This is a genomic window from Labrys sp. F242, assembly GCF_057813875.1.
This window is the reverse complement of the sequence record NZ_JBVASG010000001.1, coordinates 2,150,154-2,168,358: the sequence shown is the minus strand read 5'-3', so window position 1 is coordinate 2,168,358 and position 18,205 is coordinate 2,150,154. Positions and strand designations below refer to the sequence as shown.

Below are 18,205 nucleotides of genomic sequence, written 5' to 3'. Positions count from 1 at the left end.
GATCGTTCTCAACGCGTCCAGACGGAACAGGACCGCTCCGAACTCACAACGGGCGAAAGAGGATCAGTGCAATTAATTGCACTGAATGGAGTGCCCAGGCCGCTGACCGGGTCTTCAAGGCCCGGATCAGCGATGAGTCCACTCCGGTCCCCACCATCTGGTTGCGGTTCGCGCTCCGCTCTAGACAATCAGGGATGGAAGACAGGCGCACCCATTCCCGAGGATTCGATGGCGGCATCAAGCCGGCGTCCTCGCATGGCCGCGTCGCACCAGAGGGAAGCAGAAAGAAGGAAGCTGGGAGCGTTGGGGGCGGTGCGGGGCGGCGGAAGGAACGTCAGGTGGTGAACGCATTGCCCGCCACGTTGCCTGTGACCAGAGGGGAGATCGCACTGCTTCGTGCCTTCCTTGGCCGGGAGATCGATGCCATCCTGTTCGAGGAGGATGACGCGCCATGAGCCAGGTTGCCATCTATGTCCGTGTGTCGACCGTTCGCCAGGCCGAACGCGATCTGTCTCTACCCGATCAGATTGCCCAGTGCCGCGCCTATTGCGAGCGTCGTGGCTGGACGGTTGCGGAAATCTTCTCCGAGCCTGGCGCCTCGGCGCTCGATGACGATCGGCCTGCGTTCCAGGAAATGATCTTTCGGGCAACCCGTGCGGAGAGGCCCTTTTCGGCCATCGTCGTGCATTCGCTCAGCCGTTTCAGTCGTGATTCGCTGCATTCGGAACTGTATGTGCGCCAGCTCGCCAAGGCGGGCGTGCGGCTGGTCTCGATCACGCAGGATATCGGCGAGGATGCGAGCGGAGAGTTCATCCGCAAGATCCTGAACGTCTTCGACGAGCACCAGTCGCGCGAGAACGCCAAGCATGTTCACCGCGCCATGTGCGAGAATGCTCGCCAGGGGTTCTGGAATGGCGCCAAGCCGCCTTTTGGCTACGGCCTCGAGATCCGGGAACGGCGGGGCAACAAGGACAAGAAAGTCCTGGTGATCGACAAGGATGAGGCGGCCGTCGTGCGCCGTATCTTCGACATGGCCTCGGGCCGGGACGGGCCGGTCGTCGGCGTTAAGGCAATCGCCGTTCATCTGAACGAGCGCGGGATCACCCGGCGCGGCCATATATTCTCGACCGGAAGCGTCCACGGCATCCTGACCATGACCACCTATCACGGTCGCCACATATTCAACCGTTTCGACAGCCGCAACAAGAAGCCCCATCCGCCGTCCAAGTGGATCAGCATCGAGGTGCCGGCCATCGTCGAGGAGGGGTTGTTCAACGAGGTCCAGGCCCTTCTTCAGAGCCGTGATCCCCGGCGTATGCCGCCTAGGGTGGCCAATGGACCGACCTTGCTCGCGGGCATCGCGCGTTGTGGGCATTGCGGCGCTGCACTGATTCTCAACACCGGCAAGGGTGGGCGCTACCACTACTACTGCTGTTCTTCGAAATTGAAGAAGGGAGTGATGGCCTGTACGGGGCTGCGTATGCCCATGGACAAGCTCGATGACATCGTCATCGACGCCGTCACCCGGAAAGTCCTGCAGCCCGATCGGCTCCAGGACCTGCTTCAGGCCTATCTCGATGCTTCGAGCGACCGCTCGGATGTCCTCAAAGACAAGCTCTCCAAGTTGAAGGCCTCCCATCGCGAGGCGGAGGCTGCTCTCACGCGACTTCTCCAGCTCGTCGAGCAAGGGCTGATGGAGGCCGACGACCCCAATCTTCGCCAGCGCTTGACCTCGCTCAAATTGCAACGGGACGAGTATGGCCGCGAAGCAGCCGACCTTGGCAAGCGCCTGGGGACTGGGCGGCCCGAACTGACGCCGGAGAAGGTGAAGCGAATCGCCGCGTTGCTTCGCGATGCGCTTCACCGTGGCTCAGATGAGCTGCGGCAGGCCTACGTGCGACTGGTGCTGCAGGACGTCACTGTCGACGACAGCGAAATTCGGATCAGCGGATCGAAATCAAAATTGGCGAAAAGTGCGGCAGATGGGCTCGAAAGCTCTACACCTGCAGTTCTCTCTTTTGTTCGAGAATGGCGCGCCCTAGGGGCTACTAACGATCAAGTAAAATCAATTAGTTATGACCTTCGAACGTCGCACGTTGCGAAGGGGAATTGTTAGGCTTTTCGCTGGCGCGTGTCGCACCTTTTAGCGACAATTGCAACGTCGGTCTCGCTAGATTTAGCGCCCCCAACAGGATAGCATCAGGCCGTTTCCTTTGACGAGTTGGCAGCCTTGTGCTCGGCCTCGTACACCGCCAATGCGGAGATCAAATCTTCAGGAAGGTCGAATTTTATCTGAAACGGAAGCTTCAACTTTTCCTTCAAGACGCTGTAAATCCTTTCCAAGCAAGCGCCCGAGTCTGTATAGTTCGGCAATGTAGAATTGAATATGTAGGTCGCAATGCTATTCACAGCGATAATAGCTGGCGCCGCAGAGAAAAATTTAGGGTCGCTCATTTCGGAACTTATTACTGCACCTTCAGCGGAACTAACAGGAAGTATTTTTGAAAGATCCTCTCTTTTTTGCTCATAAAGCTTCCAAATGTGCAACATATCAGCATGTAATAACTCAAGCTTCATTAGATCGTTTGTGGACTCGGCATCACCTAAACCAATTAGCATCCCAATTTCGTCCGGGGTAAATTCCATTGTTCTGGACAAATTTCCCCGTGGAAGGAGATAGGCCCACAGTCTTTCTGGATTCCTATCCTTGCCCCTTCTCTCGAGTGTTGATCCGATATATCGGACCGTCATTCCAATATCCGAATGAATATACATGACTTTGAATAGAATTGAATTTGCGAGTCCTTGCTTAGTAACAAATCTTTCGGCATCTCTGTCTCTTTTGGACGTCTTGATATTTTGGTTTTGCAGAAGAAATGATATGCTGCCACCTACAATGGCGCCGATTACGGCGCCGCCAACGCCGGCGACGAATTCTTTGGATTGTAGAGCATCAAGTATCACTCCGGTAATGGCCATCTTTTAATCTTTCAGTAGGTGAGGCGGGCCCTTCTATGTAGTCAATCATCAGTGATTTGATTCAGAAATAGTCAAGGGCCTAGATGCGCAGCTCTTAAGGTGGAGAACTTATCATAGCGCGGGGGAGTAGCGGCCACTTGCTGAATTGCGAGGAGGCTTTGGAGCGCGCCTTTCAGGACATCGTGGAGCGCGCCGAGCGGGCAGGGTGGGAGACGATCGAGATCACCGTCGCGCTGCAGAGCCTGGCTGATCATCACATGCTGGCGAAGGCGGCCAACGCCGGAACCGATGCTATGATCGCCTTCGCAAATGAAAGACGGCGGATGTTGAAGGGCGATTGAAGGCCTTCAATGCGGCAGTCGCTCGGAGGTGTAATTGAACACCTTCCAAGCAGCATATTTTTCTGGCGAGAATCTGAGCGGTGTTTCTGGAGTGATACAGCGGCTGAAAGCTCGAATGAGTATGGAGCCATCAGCTGCCGACGTGGAGGAAAGCACCACCGGTGCCCCTGCTAGGGTGCCGTTTGGGTTCATCCGGACGCGCAAAATCACTTTGCCCATCTGAACGGCCGCGTGCGGCGGAATACAGGGTTTGATCTGCTGCATAAGCATGTGCTGCATCTGCGCCATATCGGACAAGGTGAGCTTCGGGGCATCCTGAGCGCTGGCGTGCAGCGGCAGCAGAAGGGTAGCGGCAGCCGCGCTGATCCGCGTTACTCTCACCATAATTTTGAACATCGCGGACCTTAAACTGAGCGCTGCACCTCGTCCAAGCTACTTTGCCCGCAGCCGTTCCAGCAATGCCTTTCGCGCCTTCGGATTTGCCTCGATCGGAAACCCGCCGAATCGCTCCTGAAATTCCATGGCGTAACGCTCTTCCTTGAAACAGAAGATGTGATGGAACGTCGCCCAGTCGCCGACGCTGCGATGCCTCGGCGCTCCGCCAAATGCTCGGGAGAATTCGTCGACCTCCGCCAGATTCGGCACGCGACCATTAGGGGAGTGCCGGGCGATGTGAAACGGGTATTGGCTGTCCAGGCTCGACAGTTGGAACTCGCCTTTTCGATAGACCATAGCTCACTCCCGAGAGGGCCGAATCACCATGCCCTCGAAGAAATCGACGCGCTTGGTGTGCCATCCGCCATTGTCCAATTGGAATGCCAAGCTCCCCGTTGTCGGCCGCGCTCCGCACCGGGCACACACCGCGCATCCAAAGAGCGCGAAGAGTGAGCCGGGGCGTCGGAGCATGTGCTGCAGGAAGTCGATCTTGCCTTCATGTTTGCAACGCCGGCATTCAATCGACAGGTGCGTCCAGCCAAACTCTAGCGCCTGGTGAATTGTTTGGGGCGGGTTGTCTCTCCCCATGTCATTCGTCCGGTTTGTAGGGGATCGGAACCTCGGCGCGGGTCAGGAGATCCTCCCAACGCCCGCGCGAATAGCCCCGCGAGATGTCCCGCGCGAGCTGCACAATCTCTTCGTTTCGTTGTTCAAGCTCGATCTGACAATGATCCAGCGCCACCAGCAGGACGCGCACGGCCGCTCTCGCGTCGCCATCACAGGCTGCGATTGCACCGTCCACACTGGTTTCGAGATCATCGTCGACTGGCTCAGAGGCCGGCGTCCCCATCAGTTCGCAGTTTCGTCCGGTGTCAGCGTCACGCCGACCCATCGATCCGAAATCTCGCGCATCTCGCGATCGAACATCGCCTTGAGATGAGCGCGTAGTTCCTCAGGATCCTCGATCCATAAAGGGGTCTCGCCATGCTTTACCTGGAGGTCGCGCAACGCCAGTCGAGCTGAATCGAGCTCGTTGTCGTTGGCGAAGCTGCGGCGGACCATTCGGCGGAGAGCAAGCATGGCATCGCCGCCGGCATCATGCAGCCAACTGTTGACGACAGCCTCGAAACTGCAATCGGGATTCATGCCGTCGAGCCGCTCGAGGTCATCGAGCGAGATCCTGTCATCACCGGGTTTCGCCTTGGCTTCGTCGAAGATTTGAAGCTCTGCCCGCGCCAGATCGAGTTCGCGGGCCATATTCGTGCAGGCGCGCAGAAGAACCAGTTGAACCCTCTCGGGATCGGGGAGCTTGGAGCGCAGGTCGTCAAGCTTTCTGGCTTCCTCGTAGGTGGGGCCAGAGTTCTCGTCGACATCGACGGTAACGCGTCGCTTTTCCAACACTTTCGCCTCCATCTGCGGTGTCGATCGACGAAAAGGCTAATCCCGATTTTCGGATGAGTCGACTCTTTTGTTCTTATTTCGTTCACGGCATAGCGAAGGGGTTGCGCGGGGCGCGAAGGCGCAGCATGCTGGATCGCAGAACCCCGGCAGAAGGATCGCAGAATGAGCATATTGAGCTATTCGTTGGTAGTCGGATTGGCCTTCGGCCTTGCTGGGTGCGCCATGGAGCAGACCATTCGCCAGGAGAACGCCGCCGCGGAGCAGCGATGTGCCAGCCGCGGTCTGCACCCTGCGAAAGTGAACACTCCGGAGCAGATGAATTACATAGACTGCATCGGTGTTGAGCGGGCGAGGATACGTAAGGCGAATGGAACAGCCGAATGTATCGGTTCTGGCTTTCAGGCAGGTACACCCGCGATGGCCCAATGCGAAGCCTCAAGAGCCAAAGCGAGAAGCGACCAGATCGTAGCGGACTTCAATGCGGACAAGGCCAAAATGGCGCGGTGAGGCGCATCCATGTGCAATCTGTTCAACCAGCGAATAACGCAAGAGGAGCTACGGCTCCTCGGGCCGGTCATTCGAGACACGGTAAACTGGCCTGACGCGGTCGATGTCTATCCCGATTATCCGTCGCCGATCATTCGAGACGGAACGGATGGCGTCCGCGAGCTCGTGCTGGCTCGTTGGGGAATGCCGACACCTCCGAAATTCCTCGAAGGCAAGAAGAGCGACCCCGGCGTCACCAATATCCGCAATGTCTCCTCTCCGCACTGGCGCCGCTGGCTGGGCCAAGAAAACCGGTGCCTGGTGCCGATGACCGCCTTCTCTGAATATTCCGACAGCGAGAAGAACGAAAAAGGCGGCAAGGCGTTGAAGTGGTTCGCGCTCAACGACAACCAGCCGATCGCGTTCTTCGCCGGCATCTGGACGAACTGGACCTCGGTCCGGAAGGTGAAAGAGGGCGAGGTCACAGCCGATGTCTTCGGGTTCCTGACGACTGAGCCGAATGCGGTTGTGAAGCCTCACCATGCCAAAGCAATGCCGGTTATCCTGACAACCGCCGAGGAGCGTGAGGTCTGGCTGAAGGCATCGTGGAGCGAGGCGAAGGTCCTGCAGCGCCCATTGCCGGGTGACCAGCTGGTTGTTGTGCCCCGGCCGGCGAATGCGAGCTCCGCAGAGCGGTGAGGCCGTGGCCTGACTTTCGCCGCGGCTCGGTGCTGCTGCTCAAACAGATGCCGTGGCCCAATCATCCGGCCACGATCCTGCCAGGCGAGCCACCCGAGCTCGTGCCCGGCGAACGGCCCGGCTTGGGTGCCTTCATAGTCACTGCGACCTTCACTGCGATCATCGTGCGCGTTGATAACATGAGCTTCAGACTGGAGCCGGAGGGCGGGAAGCTCGGCACCAGGTGGGTCATTATCTGGGCTCGAACAGAAACCGAATCTACACCGTTCCGTCGCTGAGTCCGTTGAGAGGTAGAGACGATGGCCGATCCCGCCGAGCTGCTGTTCGATCTACCGTTTGACGGAGAGATATCGATGCCAGCCGCCCTTGCTGTAGCCCCATCCTATACCGGCCCGTTCGCTGATGAGCTGGCCAAGCTCATGAAGACGAACCCGACCGTCGACCCGAAGCGCTGGGAGAAAGCAAAGCTCGACGCAATTGAGTTCCTGACCGATTGGGGCCATGAGGCCGCCGAACTGGGCTGGACCGCTGAAGACCTTTTCAGCCTGCATCCCGTGGCGCCGTTAACCCGCTACGACGCCATGGGCCTGGTCTGGCTGCTGAACGGCAAGGAAGTGAGCGCGATCGACGAGCGAACGGCCAAGATCGGGGCGACGACGTATTATCGGAACGCGGCCTGATGATAGCAAAAATGGGAGATTGCAGTCTCTGCGGGCGGCCATTGAGCGTAGAAGCCGATCCTATGTCTGGTGACTGTGGCGGCGACTGTTGGGGCTGTATCGGATTGATTGAGGCCGAATGCGGAGGCGATCCAACGCAGAACATTTCAATCGGTTTCGTGGCGAAGGAAATCTCGTGGGGTTGGCGTGAGGCCGACGGAAGCCCCAAACCACAGAGTGTATTTCTGGCAAATCGTAGTCTCGGCAAACGGCCTTAAAACCCGAGCGTCAAATACAAAAAGCGCCCCTCCAGCCGAATGCCCGGGGGGCGACGAAAGGCATTGCAAAAGCCCAGTGCAAAAGAGAAGCTTTAATCGGAACTTCTGCGACAACTGACAGATCAAGCGAATAGGGTTTCGACAGTATCTGAGGAGGGCAATTTGCTCGACAACGAATTGATCATTCGTCATGTACCAAGCTTGGTTGCAACTCTCTTGGCTGCCGAAAGGGAAAAAGGCTCGCCTTTGGATGAGGCTGAGGTGATACAAATTCGTGATGCCGCACCAGCCATTGCGATGCCCTTGTTCGCGTTTGCCGCAGTAGAAAAGGAAAGAGGCTATCAAGATATCGATCCAGAGAATTGCTGGATTGAATGGCAGAGCATTCGGCTCTCGCTACAAACAGATTCAACGGTTTCGCTGCCAAGATCATGACTTATGACCTGCGTCTGATGTTTGAATGGGGAGGGGGCTACCTCTGGTGTGATAACGATGCAGCTCGGGCTGCATTCGACGTTGGCTCGATCGAAGACCGCCTTCCCTTATCGGAAAGCTTACGGAAAAAGTTAGACGATCTGTCACGATTGCATGATGTAGCTCTCAACTGGGAATACCCTCCTGATCCGGGGCCCTGGTCGCGAGAGGAATACGCTGCATTCGAGGACGCTGTATGCCAAGTGCTTCCGTTGTTGCGGGAGGAGTTGGGGGCTGATTTCAGCGTACGGTATGACCGTCTCGGCGGATATGAGGAAGAATAGCTGACGCCCCATAGGACCATAAAATGACACTTTTGACGCCCTTACCCACAGGTCTAGCCATTCGGCAGGACTCTTGTGATTTGGTGAGGTTATACTGGCGACAGGAGCGCTTGCTTGCCGACTTCTCGATTTCACTGGCAAGCGTGGCCAAGTCACTTGCGGTGCGGGTAAAATTCGACAGCGTGAAGCAATTCAGGGTTGTCGATGAGATGATCTATAGCATTGAGAAGTGCCTACCCCTTCAAGGCAATGATCCTGCTGGATTTGCATATGTTGTGGAAGACGGAAAATTCTGGCAGATGCTAGATGAGACGGTGAAGCATATCTTCCCGTCATTGGTGCAATATACGTTCATTAGCCTGAATTCCTGTATCGATGTCATCGCTACGGACCGGCCTTCCTTCGAAATGATTGAACTGAATCTTGATGATCCGGCGTAAAATCCCATCGAGTGCCGCCAAAACGCAAAAAGCGCCCCCAGCCCGAAGACCAGGGGCGAGTGTGCCGCTGTCAGTGCGGCAGAAATAATGGCTTTACGTTCGTCACTTCAATTCGCGGTGCGGGGCAATTCAGCGTCGCAGGCAACAGACTTAGCCCGGCGTGTCCGACATCGCCGGGCTTTTTATTTGCCTGCTTACGGCCCCCAGCCGAACAGCTTCTTGGCAAACGACACGACCGCCGAGAAGTTGGTGATCAGCATCCAGAATCCGGTCCCGATCGCTGAGATCGTGATGCCGGCGAGGGTGACGACACCCATCAGCTTTCCGTCGAACTGCTCAAGCTTCACGATCCTGGCATCGTGCCCGTTCACGGCATCCGGCAATGGGTTGAGCTTGTTTTCGACCTTATCCAGCTTCTGCAGGATTCGGTGGTTCTCCGCGATGGACTGTTTGAGGTCGTTGGTAATGGCCTGCATGTCCTCGCGCATCATCTCGACCTTGGCGTCGAGCTCCCCCACCGCGCGGTGCAATTCCGCTTCTCCGTATGATCGTGCCATCATCCCTAACCCCAACATGCGAAGAAGCGGCGCAGTGCCATTGAGCAGCGTGTCCCTCAGGGACCAGGTGAAAGGCCGCGGCATAGCCTGGTCTCGCGATCCAATCGGTCGAGATCCCCGACGACAGGAAAGGCATCGGGGTGAGCATCGAGATAATCGGCAGCGCGATTGAGTGATGCCGCCGGCAAGGGATTGGGGCAGATCGGAGCAAGCTGGCGCTTGATCTCAGCCTGTCGGTTGGTTGCCTTGGCCGGCGCTGCTGTCACTGCCTTCGGAGGCGGCGCGTGCGCGCAACTCGGCAGCCAGATCGCCAGCAGAGCCAGCGGGAGAAAGTTGCGAGCGCGCATCGGCAACTCCGGTGATGACCTGTTGGGTTTCGGTGGCAGCAGATGAGACGGCCGCATTCGAGATCGCCTCATCTGCCTTCTGCTGGGTCTGCCAGGCCGTCAGCCAGTCGGTAGCGGCCTTGCCGAAGGCGTCGAGGAACAAAGCCAGCAGCGCAGACCAGAACGCGCTCATGCGGCTGGCGCCGGGGCAGGGGCGGGCGACGGTGCCGCCGGCGCGCTTCCAGTGATTACCGGCGTGCCATTGATCGAAGAGACGCCGGCCGCCGGATCAAGATTTAGCCTGGCGATGATCTTCTGGGCGATGGCATCGAGGCCGCCCATCCATTCGATCAGCCACTGCGGCGCATGGACCGTGACATAGTTCAGGGCCTGAGCGAGTACAGCGTTGCCGACATTGACGTTCAGCGTTTTTCCGGCCGTGGCGCCTTCAACCGCGTTGATCGCGTAGCCGATCGCCTTTGTCAGCATCTGGTCGACCTGGGCAGTCGTGATGATCTGGGCAATCTGTGCCGGCAGTTTCCGGACGATCCAAGCGATGAGCGCGCCGGCGATCGCTAGCACGACCGTACCTAGATCGCTGATCCATTGCCCGATTGGCAAAGACACCGCGGTCGAAGCCGCGTCGGTTGCGGTCTGGGCGAGCGCCGGCGCGACGAGGGCGACGAGAGCCACTGCGCCGGCCCAGGCGTAAGCAGGGAGGAGGGGAGTGACGACGCCGACGGAGAAGACCACCAGGCCGACCAGCGGGTGAAAGAAGACAGACGTCACCAGCGCGAGCGCCAGCAGCGCCGCGAGATAGAAGCGGTTCATCGGAAGATCCTGCTGTGAGGAGAGATGCTCGGCAGCCGGCCGGGCGCGGGAGGCGGCCAGCAACGGCCGATTGACTACTTCCGCCCACTATTCGATGTTGGCGAAAAGCAGGGGGAAGACATGAAGGGGTGGGTACTCGTTTTGGCCTTGGCCGTCGCTGGATGTAATGGAGCGCCCCACGCCTACATGTGGAAGCCGAACGCATCCAATGACATGAAGGGGCGTGACCTGACTGCCTGTGTGAACGCAATTCCAGAGGGCTCACACCAGGATGCTGCAGCGAAATTCGTCGACAATTGCGTAAGGGCGAAGGGATACAAACCCCTGTTCATCCCTGGCTGTCCGAACTTCACTGAGACCAACTATGTGAGAGCGCACCCCTATGAAGAGCCGAAATGTGATGCCGGATAAAAGACCGGATCATCGCTATTCATAGTTGCGCCGGGCTCGGACTATTTGATCATCGCTAGAGCGGTCGCTTGGACGTGATTGACCCGATTGGTCCAGCCACGGCCGAAGGTCAGCCACGTCTTGAGACGGCGCATGAAGCCGAGGCGGCGGGCGCAAAGCTTGCGGACCAGGGCTGCGCGGTCGTTGACGCTCTGCACGGCCCGCAGTGTGTTGATGCCGATATTCCCGTCGACCTTCGCACCAACGCAGGCCTGCAGATCCTTGATGGCCTGCACAGGGCCGGAATTCACGGCCTCGTCGAACACGACATAATCGATGGGGGATGGCAGTTCGGCGTAGCGGATCTGCTGGGCATATTGCTTGTCGAGGATCCGCGTCGCCTCGGCCAAAGTTAGAGCTGCAACCTCGGGCGGCATCGCTTTCCGACCGAGCTTACGCCAGGCACCGAGAGTGGCAGCAGTGATGCCGTACTTCGTAGCGCCGCCCGGATCCTTCGGATGGTTGACGTAGGATCCCTCTGATCCGAAGACGAGCTTGATCGATTGGGCGAGAGTGTCGCTCATTGAAAGGGCCTCGATAATTTTCTCTGTTGAATTCGTGGAGCGATTTCAGGCGCTTACGCGAAACGAATTTCCATGGAACCAAATCCGGCCGCCAAACGTTCTTCGCGCGCGCCGGCAGATGTGATGTTGCCGGCGCAGCGGCCCGGTGTGGTTGTCCCTGCCGGATATAGCGATGCCGGGCCGCGCTTTTTTACGGAACGGATTTTGGTTTTCTCAGTTCGAACGGGCGAGGTTGAGGGCGTCTTGTGTCAGCCACCGACAAGCGGCCTCGCAAAGAGTAGTCCGGCGGCCCGGTTTCTCGTCCCGATTGCTCCCCTGTCGGTGCGAGATCCGGGCCGCTCAGGTTGCTGAGAACATCAGCAAGCAAATGCCCCACAGCGCTCCGGTCAACAGTTCACCAACAGCGATGCCTCCGGTGGGTCTGATCCGCCATCCGAGTTCGTAGGCGGCAACCTGGAGCGGCCCCAGCAGGATCCATTGCCAGCCGAAGCAGATCGCCGTTGGTATGAGGAACAGCGTTGTCCGGTAGCCGAAGGCGAGATGGGGGCTGCCGAAGGACCATCGGATGAATAGCGCCTCGTACCAAGACGGCTCCCGATCTGTCGGCCCTGGCCCGCGTCCCAATCCCTGCAGGAAGCCCCAAGCCGGCGTTGACCAGGCGAGCCAGCACGAGGCAAAAATCAGGCATGACGCCCAGTTCGGCAGCCCGAAAGCCGACGCGCCGGCCGCCCATGCCATCAGCGCGACGAACGGGGCGGCGGTGATATCTCCGTTACCCGGAATGCGCTGCAGCAGTTGGACAGCACGCTTCCCGAACAGGCCGCCACCACCGCGAATGTGGTTCACCACGGCGAACGCCGGGATCAGCAGCAGCCTCACCATTTGCGGATCTCCTTCGAGAGTCCGGCCCAAATCGGGGCATCGGGCTGGCGGGTGGCGCAAGACATCATGGCAAGCGCCAGCAACCCGCAAAGCAGGATGCGCATGTCAACTCTCCAAAGAAAAACCGCCCTGGGGCGGTGCTAAGTCTCGGCTAAGTTTTCTCGCCCAACTTGAGAAGGTTCACCACCACGGTGCAAAGAGATTCGGCGATCCAATTGTCAGCCCCCCAGCCCCGGAAAGCCGGGTCTCTTTGTCACGCGCTTACTCCGCGGTCACGTGAACCTTGGCCAATCCGAACAGACCGACGACCCGCGCCGAGGCTGGATTGAGATCGACGATCCGCCCTCTGATAAAGGGGCCGCGATCGTTGACGCGACAGATGACCGATCGCCCTGTCGCCAGCACGGTCACCTTGAGATGCGAGCCGAACCGAGCCGTCCTGTGGGCGCAGGTTCGCGCGGAAGTGGGGAACGGTTCGCCGTTCGCGGTGCGCCGGCCACTTTCACGCCCATACCAGGAGGCGAGGCCGGTTTGGCCGCCGATGGCGGGGTCAATCGCTACTGCCGCCCAGATCAGACCGACAGCGAGGGCGATGGGGCCGACGTCGCGGCGGTCGATTTGCAATGCGGCTTCTCCAAAAAGGAAAGGCGCCCTGGAGGGCGCCCATGTTCAATTCGAAAGAAAAGATCTCCGATCGGTAAAATAACGAGCGAACATTTTGACTGAAAGGTACGATTTCACGCCTAAGTCACGCGCAAGACCGGAGTAGTCTCCCTGTTCTGGGGGATTGTCATGCCTGTATTAAGTTTAATTATTCCAACTCGTGAGAGGTCGGAGTATCTTTATTACGCACTTGAAAGTGCTGTCGGCGCAAAATCAGACGTCGAGATTCTTGTCAGCGACAACGCTAGTTCTGACGATACGAAGTCGGTCGTAGAATCTTTCTCGGATCCGCGGATCAGATACATTAATACCGATTTCCGGGTATCAATGCGGCAGAATTACGAGTTCGCTGTACAACAGTCGACAGGTGACTACATCATCATGATTGGCGATGATGATGCATTCGTACCAAGCGCTGTTGACAACCTTATCGGTATTCTCGAAGCTGAACGCCCGCAAATGGTGCGGTGGTCTCCGCCCCTTTACCAGTGGCCAAACAACGCTGGGGAGAGCAATCCTCATTTGCTTATAACCAAACAGATGATGTTTGGAGGCTATGAGAAGCTCCCCACTCGCGATTTGGTTGAAGCAGTCTGCAATGGCTCTCTCAAGACGCAGCGTACAATGCCTTGCATCTATCATGGCTGCGTGGCGCGGAGCTTGATGGAAGAGATACGATCCCGAGGCGGCCATTACTTCGGGGCGCCGACGCCTGACGTCTACAACAGTTTCGCGGGCGTAATGGTGGCCTCGGAATATCTGTTCATTGCTCACCCAGTAACAATTGCCGGAGCCTCGCCCAAGAGCAACGCCGGCAATATCGCATTGCATGTGAACTTCCACGCCGAGGCAAAATCGGATCCCGTTACAGATCCTATCGCCTGGGAAGGCGGCACAACGGCTCTGATGTACCTGAGCACCTTAATGGCAGCTCACCGAGACGCTGGCGCCGGCGCTCCGCCCATCAACTGGGATGGATGGCTGTCGCGAGCTATGACCGAGGCCAGAAGTGCTTACCCCCAAGATGACGCTTATTCGGCTTTTCTCGACAGTCTCCGATCAATCATGAAGGCCCTTGGCCATGACCTTCCTTCCATCGCAGCAGCGCCAGTCAAAGTTAGAAAGAAGCGGAAGAAGGTAGGCCGTTTTATGAGCTTCAACCGCATACGCCCCGGCTTTGCGCAATCTTCGACCGTGCTAGATGCTGTTTCGATAGTCGAGGGAGTCTCTCGAAAACACAACATAACAAAAGGCATTGGGAACACCGCCGGTCGTAGCTTTAAGTGGATTTCCCTGCTGATGCGGCAACGATAGCCCGCGTCAAGATCAGGCTGTCGGCTCCAATAATTCGCTGGCCCTGACCTCGCCAAAGGCCGCTATGAATGCAGCCTTTACCACAGGGTACATTTCGTCTGTGACCGCAAGCGTCTGGCTGTCCTGCCACATGCGACGGAGTCGAACAGGCTGGGCGTTCAGTTGGGCATCGATCGTGGCGGCTTCGTCATCGGTGGCCCGGCGCCAGATGTCGGCCTTGAAGATGATGGTTTTGGTTGGGGCATTAGCGACTTGCCACGCCGCAATCTCATCGGCGGTTGCCTCCCGATCTCCGGGACGGCAATCGCCGACATAGACTGCTCCAGTGTTGGGGTTGATCCACATGATCATTCACCAAGTGCTTGAGACTTGGATGGCGTAGCGCCATCTCGACAGTGTGGGCGCGGTCAAGACCGTCCCATTCGTTGGGTTGGCAATGAGAAACGCTACGTTTGAACCCGAGGCGAACTTGGCGTTGTAGTTGTCGAGGCCCAGGCTGAGAGGTGAGTACCATGGGCCTGCCGACGCCATTCCGATGTGGGTTACAACGTCCCCGACGTTATACCCGCCCTCTGCAACAGCGCAGACAAGGCTGAGCGTGCCTACAAGACCAATGGAGGTGCCGATGTTGTGCGCTTTCGAGACTGCTGTACCAGCGCTCGGGAACGACCCGGTATCGACGTAGCGGTAGAAACGACGGTAGGCATAAGCGATCGAGGAAGTGACTGCTGTGGCGCTCGTTACCACCTCGCCGACAAAGACAGCATTGACCGGATTGGCCACCGTGCCATTGCCGAGATACATCTGCATCGCGACAATATCGAACGTGTATTGGCCGTTCGTGACTGAGACCGTGCCGCCAAACTGGTAGATCGGCGCGACCGTGGTCGAAAACGGGGTAAGCGCTCCGCCACTGATAGTTACGCCGAGATAGTTCGTCGTGGAGGCGTTGAGGCCTGGCCAGGTGAGATTGCTCGTCGCCTGACCGATGACATTGACGGCTCCATTCGTCCCAAAGCCATTTGCCGCTGTCGCAGTCAGTGCGGAAGCGCCAGTCGAGACATTTTGGCTGGCAATGCTGAGCGTGCCGGTCGTGGCGGGCAGAAAGCTCGGCAAGCCGCTGGAAGCGGGGCCAGATAGAACGGTCTGACGAACAGGAACCGAGATCACACCCGGAAGGTTAGTGATCTGAGAACCGTCGGCTGCGGGATATCGAGCGGAACCGTCGAGCTGTACGACATTGCTGGCTGAGGTGCCGACGTTCTTCGTGGCTGCGGTCCCGAAGGCAGTTCCACTTGTCTTTGTGACGGTGAAGACGCCAGTCGACGACATGGTGAGGTCGCCGGAAGGCACCGGGGCGGTTGGTTTGGTGCCTGCCCCTTGGCCGACAAGAAGACTACCGCTCCCCATTGCAATAGCATCGATAGGGCCAGCGTTATTCCCTAGAAGTAATGCTGCTCCGAAGAAGGTGGTTTGTCCGGTACCGCCATTGGCGACCGGCAGAGTGCCGGTAACGTTCGTTGTCAGGCTGACGCTGTTGAGCGTCGCGACAGAACCGAGACCGAGGTTCGTTCGGGACGTAGCGACGTTGGCGACATCCGAGAGATTGCTGGCGCGATTCAGTGGCGTGAAGCCGATATTCGCAACGGCCGCACCAGTCGCCATCTTAGCTGAGGTGACGGAGCCGGCGGCGATCGTCGTTGCTGCGGTGCCGGCCGAACTGGTGACATCGCCGGTCAGAGCCGGCAACTGCGCCGGCGCAAGCGTGCCGGAATTGATCTGGGCCGCCGAGATGCTCTTGTTGGTGAGCGTCTGAGCGTCGCTCGTACCGACGAAATCTCCCGCGGGCGCGGCCTTCCCGATGTCCTGCAGCGCGGTACCGGTGGCATTGCCCCAGGTGACGACATTGCCTGCGGTTGTGATCCCGGGACCGTTGATCGTGCCGGCGCCGAGGGGGCCGATTGTCGATCCGTTGATCTGGGTAAAGATGCCGGTATTGGTGACCCAGATGCTCCCATCCGCCGGCGATGACGGCGCCAGACCGGGTGTCACCACAAGGCCAGCCGCGTTCCCCGTCGGAGAAAGAGTCTTCAGCGTGCCGAACATTGTATCGCCGGCGCGGTTCACCGGCGTGTAGCCGAGGACATCTTGCTTGGCCGCGAAGTAGCTGTTCCACTGGCCAGGCGTCGGCACCTGGCCATAGGTCAGGTTCGGCGACGTTTGGGCAAGCGCCAACGCTGGCCAGAGCATGGCCAGGGCGGCGAGGATACGAAGCTTCATGTCGGGTCTCTACGCGTTGATTTCGGGGAACACGACCGCCTCAGGCGGTACGACAGGCGCCGGCAGCCGGCTTTCGTTGATGTTGGCGACGATGGTTGCGATCGAGGCTTGGAAGGCGTCGACAGCTGCCTTGATCTGCGCGAACTTCCTGGCCGCCGCGATCGCCATTTCCGCCGAGGCGAGGGCGATGTTGAGATCGATCGTAGCGAGTTGGAGAGTGACGACGATCGACGAAAAGACCTCAACGGCATCCGCGCCCTTGATATGCAAACGCGCCAAATCGCGCACCTTCTGGGCGGCCGGGCCCGACGTCGGCGCGCTCCCTCCGTTGCCGATGACGACAGCGGCAGCGCTTTGAATGGCGGCCTGCCGTATCGGGTCTGGATAGATCTGGCGGAGGATGTCCTGGGCGATGGCGGCGCAAATACCAGAGGATTCCGCCGCGATCTGGGATAGCTCGCGTTTCGGTTCCGGTCCTTCCACCGGCCGAGGTGACAGGGTCCAGGCATCGTCTTGGAATGTGCAGGTTTCCGTCTCCGGATCGAATTCCGGCGGCGCGATAGAGGTCGCGTTCGCCGGCACAAGGTATTGCCCGGCCTCGATCGGGCATGGATCCGCCGTGCCGGGCCCGATGAGTGCACCGGAGCCGGCTTCGTAATTCCAGATCTGCATGTCGACCTCAGATTTTAATGCAGGCGAGAAGGCTGATGTTCTTCGGCCTGGTCTCGCTGTCGCCCGTCAGTCCGGTGATGCAACTTGCGCCGGTGAAGACACCGGTAAATGCAGCGTTGATTGCTCGACCAGCAGCGTTCGGCCCTGTTGCGACGCTGCCGGCATCGACCCACACATTCCCACCTGACTGCGCCATGGTCGGGTGGCTATGGCTCTTGAAGGCATCCCCTTGCGTGCTGCCGAACGCACGGCCGGGATCGATGCCCGCGGTGTCGTCGAAGGCCCTCAAGAAGTAGCCCCTGAGATCCGGGATCGTGAAGGTGGTGCTGCCATCTCCGGGGCCGAACTGGCCTGCAGTCTTCAAAGCCTGGGAGCCGGCGAGATTGCCGCTGACCTGGGCAAACGACCACAGAGCGGCATAGGTTGTGCGGCTCAGCGAAGCGCCGTTGGCCTTGATACGCCCGGTGGGTGGGACAACGCCGGTATAGAACTCGATCGTGCCTGGCTGCACCGTGCTGGGATCGGCCGCTGAGGCTGGGTTGAGCAGCAGCAGCGACGATAGGGCCGCCAGATAGATCAGGATGCCGTTGTGGCTCGCCGGATACTGGCCCTGGGTCAGCGGGGCACCATTGGGCCCGACGATGGGGCGCTGGCCCAGAGACTGGATATTGCCCACCATAGCGCCGTTGTTGGCGGTGCCGATCTTTTGCACGATGTAAATCGCGCCGTTGAGATAGGCCGTCGGCGCCGGACTGACGTCGGCGGTGAGGACGTTGGCGCCGCCTGTGTCGGTGCCGACGCTGATCGACGCGGACTGTGTGGCGAGATTGATCCAGCCGACGGGGCTGAGGCCTTCGGGGTTGGTGAGGTTGTCGTCGACCGTGTTGAGCCAGACCGTGCCCGACGTACTGCCGGACAGCATGGCACCCATCGGGTAGCCGCCGATCGAGGCACAAAAATCTGCGTCGAATCGGATCGGTGCACCTGCCGCCTGCCAGCGATTCCACATGGTGATCTGGTTCAGGATACCGTTCATATCCTGGCCGAACGGCGGGACGCCGCCGGCACCAACGGGCTGGAAATTTAGGGGCGGGAAGCCATCCGTGAGCGACGCCCGGCCGGGGTTGATGGCGGTCTGCGAGGGCGTCGGGATTGGGTTGATGAAGCCGCCGCCGGCATTGAATCCCCACGGAATGGGGAACTTCGCCGGGATCTGATTATACTTCATGG

24 protein-coding genes are annotated in these 18,205 nt (G+C 58.9%); 9 read left to right on the top strand and 15 right to left on the bottom strand.

Features of this window, described 5'->3' with window-relative positions:
- The first annotated feature begins 451 nt into the window (after positions 1-451).
- A complete protein-coding gene (locus ACZYTC_RS10285) occupies positions 452-2,116 on the top strand; it encodes a recombinase family protein (protein WP_488989525.1) in 1,665 nt (554 codons plus the stop codon).
- Positions 2,117-2,199: 83 nt separating this feature from the next.
- Here ACZYTC_RS10285 and ACZYTC_RS10280 read toward each other — a convergent pair whose 3' ends face one another.
- Positions 2,200-2,979, bottom strand: a complete 780-nt coding sequence (locus tag ACZYTC_RS10280; RefSeq protein ID WP_488989524.1) for a hypothetical protein — start codon at positions 2,977-2,979, stop codon at positions 2,200-2,202.
- Between the two features lie 137 nt (positions 2,980-3,116).
- Here ACZYTC_RS10280 and ACZYTC_RS10275 point away from each other — a divergent pair, with 137 nt between their 5' ends.
- Positions 3,117-3,320: a hypothetical protein gene (locus ACZYTC_RS10275; protein WP_488989523.1), complete on the top strand. Its 204-nt coding sequence runs from the start codon at positions 3,117-3,119 to the stop codon at positions 3,318-3,320.
- 6 nt (positions 3,321-3,326) lie between these two features.
- Here the strand turns inward: ACZYTC_RS10275 and ACZYTC_RS10270 are convergent, their stop codons facing one another.
- The 4 genes from ACZYTC_RS10270 to ACZYTC_RS10255 all read right to left on the bottom strand — a co-directional run bounded on the left by ACZYTC_RS10270 (position 3,327) and on the right by ACZYTC_RS10255 (position 5,156).
- On the bottom strand, positions 3,327-3,716 hold the full coding sequence (locus tag ACZYTC_RS10270; RefSeq protein WP_488989522.1) for a cell envelope integrity TolA family protein: 390 nt from the start codon (positions 3,714-3,716) through the stop codon (positions 3,327-3,329).
- A 36-nt stretch (positions 3,717-3,752) separates the two neighbouring features.
- Complete coding sequence (locus tag ACZYTC_RS10265) at positions 3,753-4,052, bottom strand: hypothetical protein (protein WP_488989521.1); 300 nt, start codon at positions 4,050-4,052, stop codon at positions 3,753-3,755.
- A gap of 292 nt (positions 4,053-4,344) precedes the next feature.
- Positions 4,345-4,605 carry a hypothetical protein gene (locus tag ACZYTC_RS10260; RefSeq protein WP_488989520.1) on the bottom strand — a complete coding sequence of 87 codons (261 nt, stop codon included), beginning with the start codon at positions 4,603-4,605 and terminating at the stop codon, positions 4,345-4,347.
- Complete coding sequence (locus tag ACZYTC_RS10255; RefSeq protein WP_488989519.1) at positions 4,605-5,156, bottom strand: hypothetical protein; 552 nt, start codon at positions 5,154-5,156, stop codon at positions 4,605-4,607. The genes ACZYTC_RS10260 and ACZYTC_RS10255 overlap by 1 nt, the downstream gene beginning before the upstream one ends.
- Before the next feature lie 162 nt (positions 5,157-5,318).
- On the opposite strand from ACZYTC_RS10255, the gene ACZYTC_RS10250 reads away from it, so the two are divergent.
- The 6 genes from ACZYTC_RS10250 (at position 5,319) to ACZYTC_RS10225 (ending at position 8,476) form a co-directional block, all read left to right on the top strand.
- On the top strand, positions 5,319-5,663 hold the full coding sequence (locus tag ACZYTC_RS10250; RefSeq protein WP_488989518.1) for a hypothetical protein: 345 nt from the start codon (positions 5,319-5,321) through the stop codon (positions 5,661-5,663).
- Between the two features lie 9 nt (positions 5,664-5,672).
- On the top strand, positions 5,673-6,341 hold the full coding sequence (locus tag ACZYTC_RS10245; protein WP_488989517.1) for an SOS response-associated peptidase: 669 nt from the start codon (positions 5,673-5,675) through the stop codon (positions 6,339-6,341).
- Positions 6,342-6,640: 299 nt separating this feature from the next.
- Positions 6,641-7,021: a hypothetical protein gene (locus tag ACZYTC_RS10240; protein ID WP_488989516.1), complete on the top strand. Its 381-nt coding sequence runs from the start codon at positions 6,641-6,643 to the stop codon at positions 7,019-7,021.
- 419 nt (positions 7,022-7,440) lie between these two features.
- Positions 7,441-7,713, top strand: coding sequence for a hypothetical protein (locus ACZYTC_RS10235; RefSeq protein ID WP_488989515.1), 273 nt, complete (start codon positions 7,441-7,443; stop codon positions 7,711-7,713).
- Positions 7,653-8,036 (top strand): hypothetical protein, encoded by a 384-nt coding sequence (locus ACZYTC_RS10230; protein WP_488989514.1) that lies wholly within the window; start codon positions 7,653-7,655, stop codon positions 8,034-8,036. The genes ACZYTC_RS10235 and ACZYTC_RS10230 overlap by 61 nt, the downstream gene beginning before the upstream one ends.
- Positions 8,037-8,059: 23 nt before the next feature.
- Positions 8,060-8,476 carry a hypothetical protein gene (locus ACZYTC_RS10225; protein WP_488989513.1) on the top strand — a complete coding sequence of 139 codons (417 nt, stop codon included), beginning with the start codon at positions 8,060-8,062 and terminating at the stop codon, positions 8,474-8,476.
- A gap of 194 nt (positions 8,477-8,670) precedes the next feature.
- Here the strand turns inward: ACZYTC_RS10225 and ACZYTC_RS10220 are convergent, their stop codons facing one another.
- From ACZYTC_RS10220 to ACZYTC_RS10195, 6 genes are all read right to left on the bottom strand, one after another.
- Positions 8,671-9,117 carry a hypothetical protein gene (locus ACZYTC_RS10220; RefSeq protein WP_488989512.1) on the bottom strand — a complete coding sequence of 149 codons (447 nt, stop codon included), beginning with the start codon at positions 9,115-9,117 and terminating at the stop codon, positions 8,671-8,673.
- Between the two features lie 141 nt (positions 9,118-9,258).
- A complete protein-coding gene (locus ACZYTC_RS10215; protein ID WP_488989511.1) occupies positions 9,259-9,552 on the bottom strand; it encodes a hypothetical protein in 294 nt (97 codons plus the stop codon).
- Complete coding sequence (locus ACZYTC_RS10210; RefSeq protein ID WP_488989510.1) at positions 9,549-10,190, bottom strand: hypothetical protein; 642 nt, start codon at positions 10,188-10,190, stop codon at positions 9,549-9,551. Before ACZYTC_RS10210 ends, ACZYTC_RS10215 begins: the two co-directional genes overlap by 4 nt.
- A 452-nt stretch (positions 10,191-10,642) precedes the next feature.
- Positions 10,643-11,164, bottom strand: coding sequence for a glycoside hydrolase family 108 protein (locus tag ACZYTC_RS10205; protein WP_488989509.1), 522 nt, complete (start codon positions 11,162-11,164; stop codon positions 10,643-10,645).
- A 339-nt stretch (positions 11,165-11,503) separates the two neighbouring features.
- Positions 11,504-12,046 (bottom strand): hypothetical protein, encoded by a 543-nt coding sequence (locus tag ACZYTC_RS10200; protein WP_488989508.1) that lies wholly within the window; start codon positions 12,044-12,046, stop codon positions 11,504-11,506.
- A gap of 261 nt (positions 12,047-12,307) precedes the next feature.
- Positions 12,308-12,670 carry a septal ring lytic transglycosylase RlpA family protein gene (locus tag ACZYTC_RS10195; RefSeq protein WP_488989507.1) on the bottom strand — a complete coding sequence of 121 codons (363 nt, stop codon included), beginning with the start codon at positions 12,668-12,670 and terminating at the stop codon, positions 12,308-12,310.
- A 168-nt stretch (positions 12,671-12,838) separates the two neighbouring features.
- Here ACZYTC_RS10195 and ACZYTC_RS10190 point away from each other — a divergent pair, with 168 nt between their 5' ends.
- Positions 12,839-14,023, top strand: a complete 1,185-nt coding sequence (locus ACZYTC_RS10190; RefSeq protein WP_488989506.1) for a glycosyltransferase family 2 protein — start codon at positions 12,839-12,841, stop codon at positions 14,021-14,023.
- A 12-nt stretch (positions 14,024-14,035) separates the two neighbouring features.
- Here the strand turns inward: ACZYTC_RS10190 and ACZYTC_RS10185 are convergent, their stop codons facing one another.
- Genes ACZYTC_RS10185 through ACZYTC_RS10170 form a run of 4 tightly spaced genes read right to left on the bottom strand, consistent with a single transcriptional unit; the run spans position 14,036 to position 18,203 of the window.
- A complete protein-coding gene (locus ACZYTC_RS10185; RefSeq protein WP_488989505.1) occupies positions 14,036-14,368 on the bottom strand; it encodes a hypothetical protein in 333 nt (110 codons plus the stop codon).
- 6 nt (positions 14,369-14,374) lie between these two features.
- On the bottom strand, positions 14,375-16,303 hold the full coding sequence (locus ACZYTC_RS10180) for a hypothetical protein (protein WP_488989504.1): 1,929 nt from the start codon (positions 16,301-16,303) through the stop codon (positions 14,375-14,377).
- 9 nt (positions 16,304-16,312) lie between these two features.
- On the bottom strand, positions 16,313-16,975 hold the full coding sequence (locus ACZYTC_RS10175) for a hypothetical protein (RefSeq protein WP_488989503.1): 663 nt from the start codon (positions 16,973-16,975) through the stop codon (positions 16,313-16,315).
- Positions 16,976-16,982: 7 nt separating this feature from the next.
- A complete protein-coding gene (locus ACZYTC_RS10170; RefSeq protein ID WP_488989502.1) occupies positions 16,983-18,203 on the bottom strand; it encodes a hypothetical protein in 1,221 nt (406 codons plus the stop codon).
- Positions 18,204-18,205: the final 2 nt, after the last annotated feature.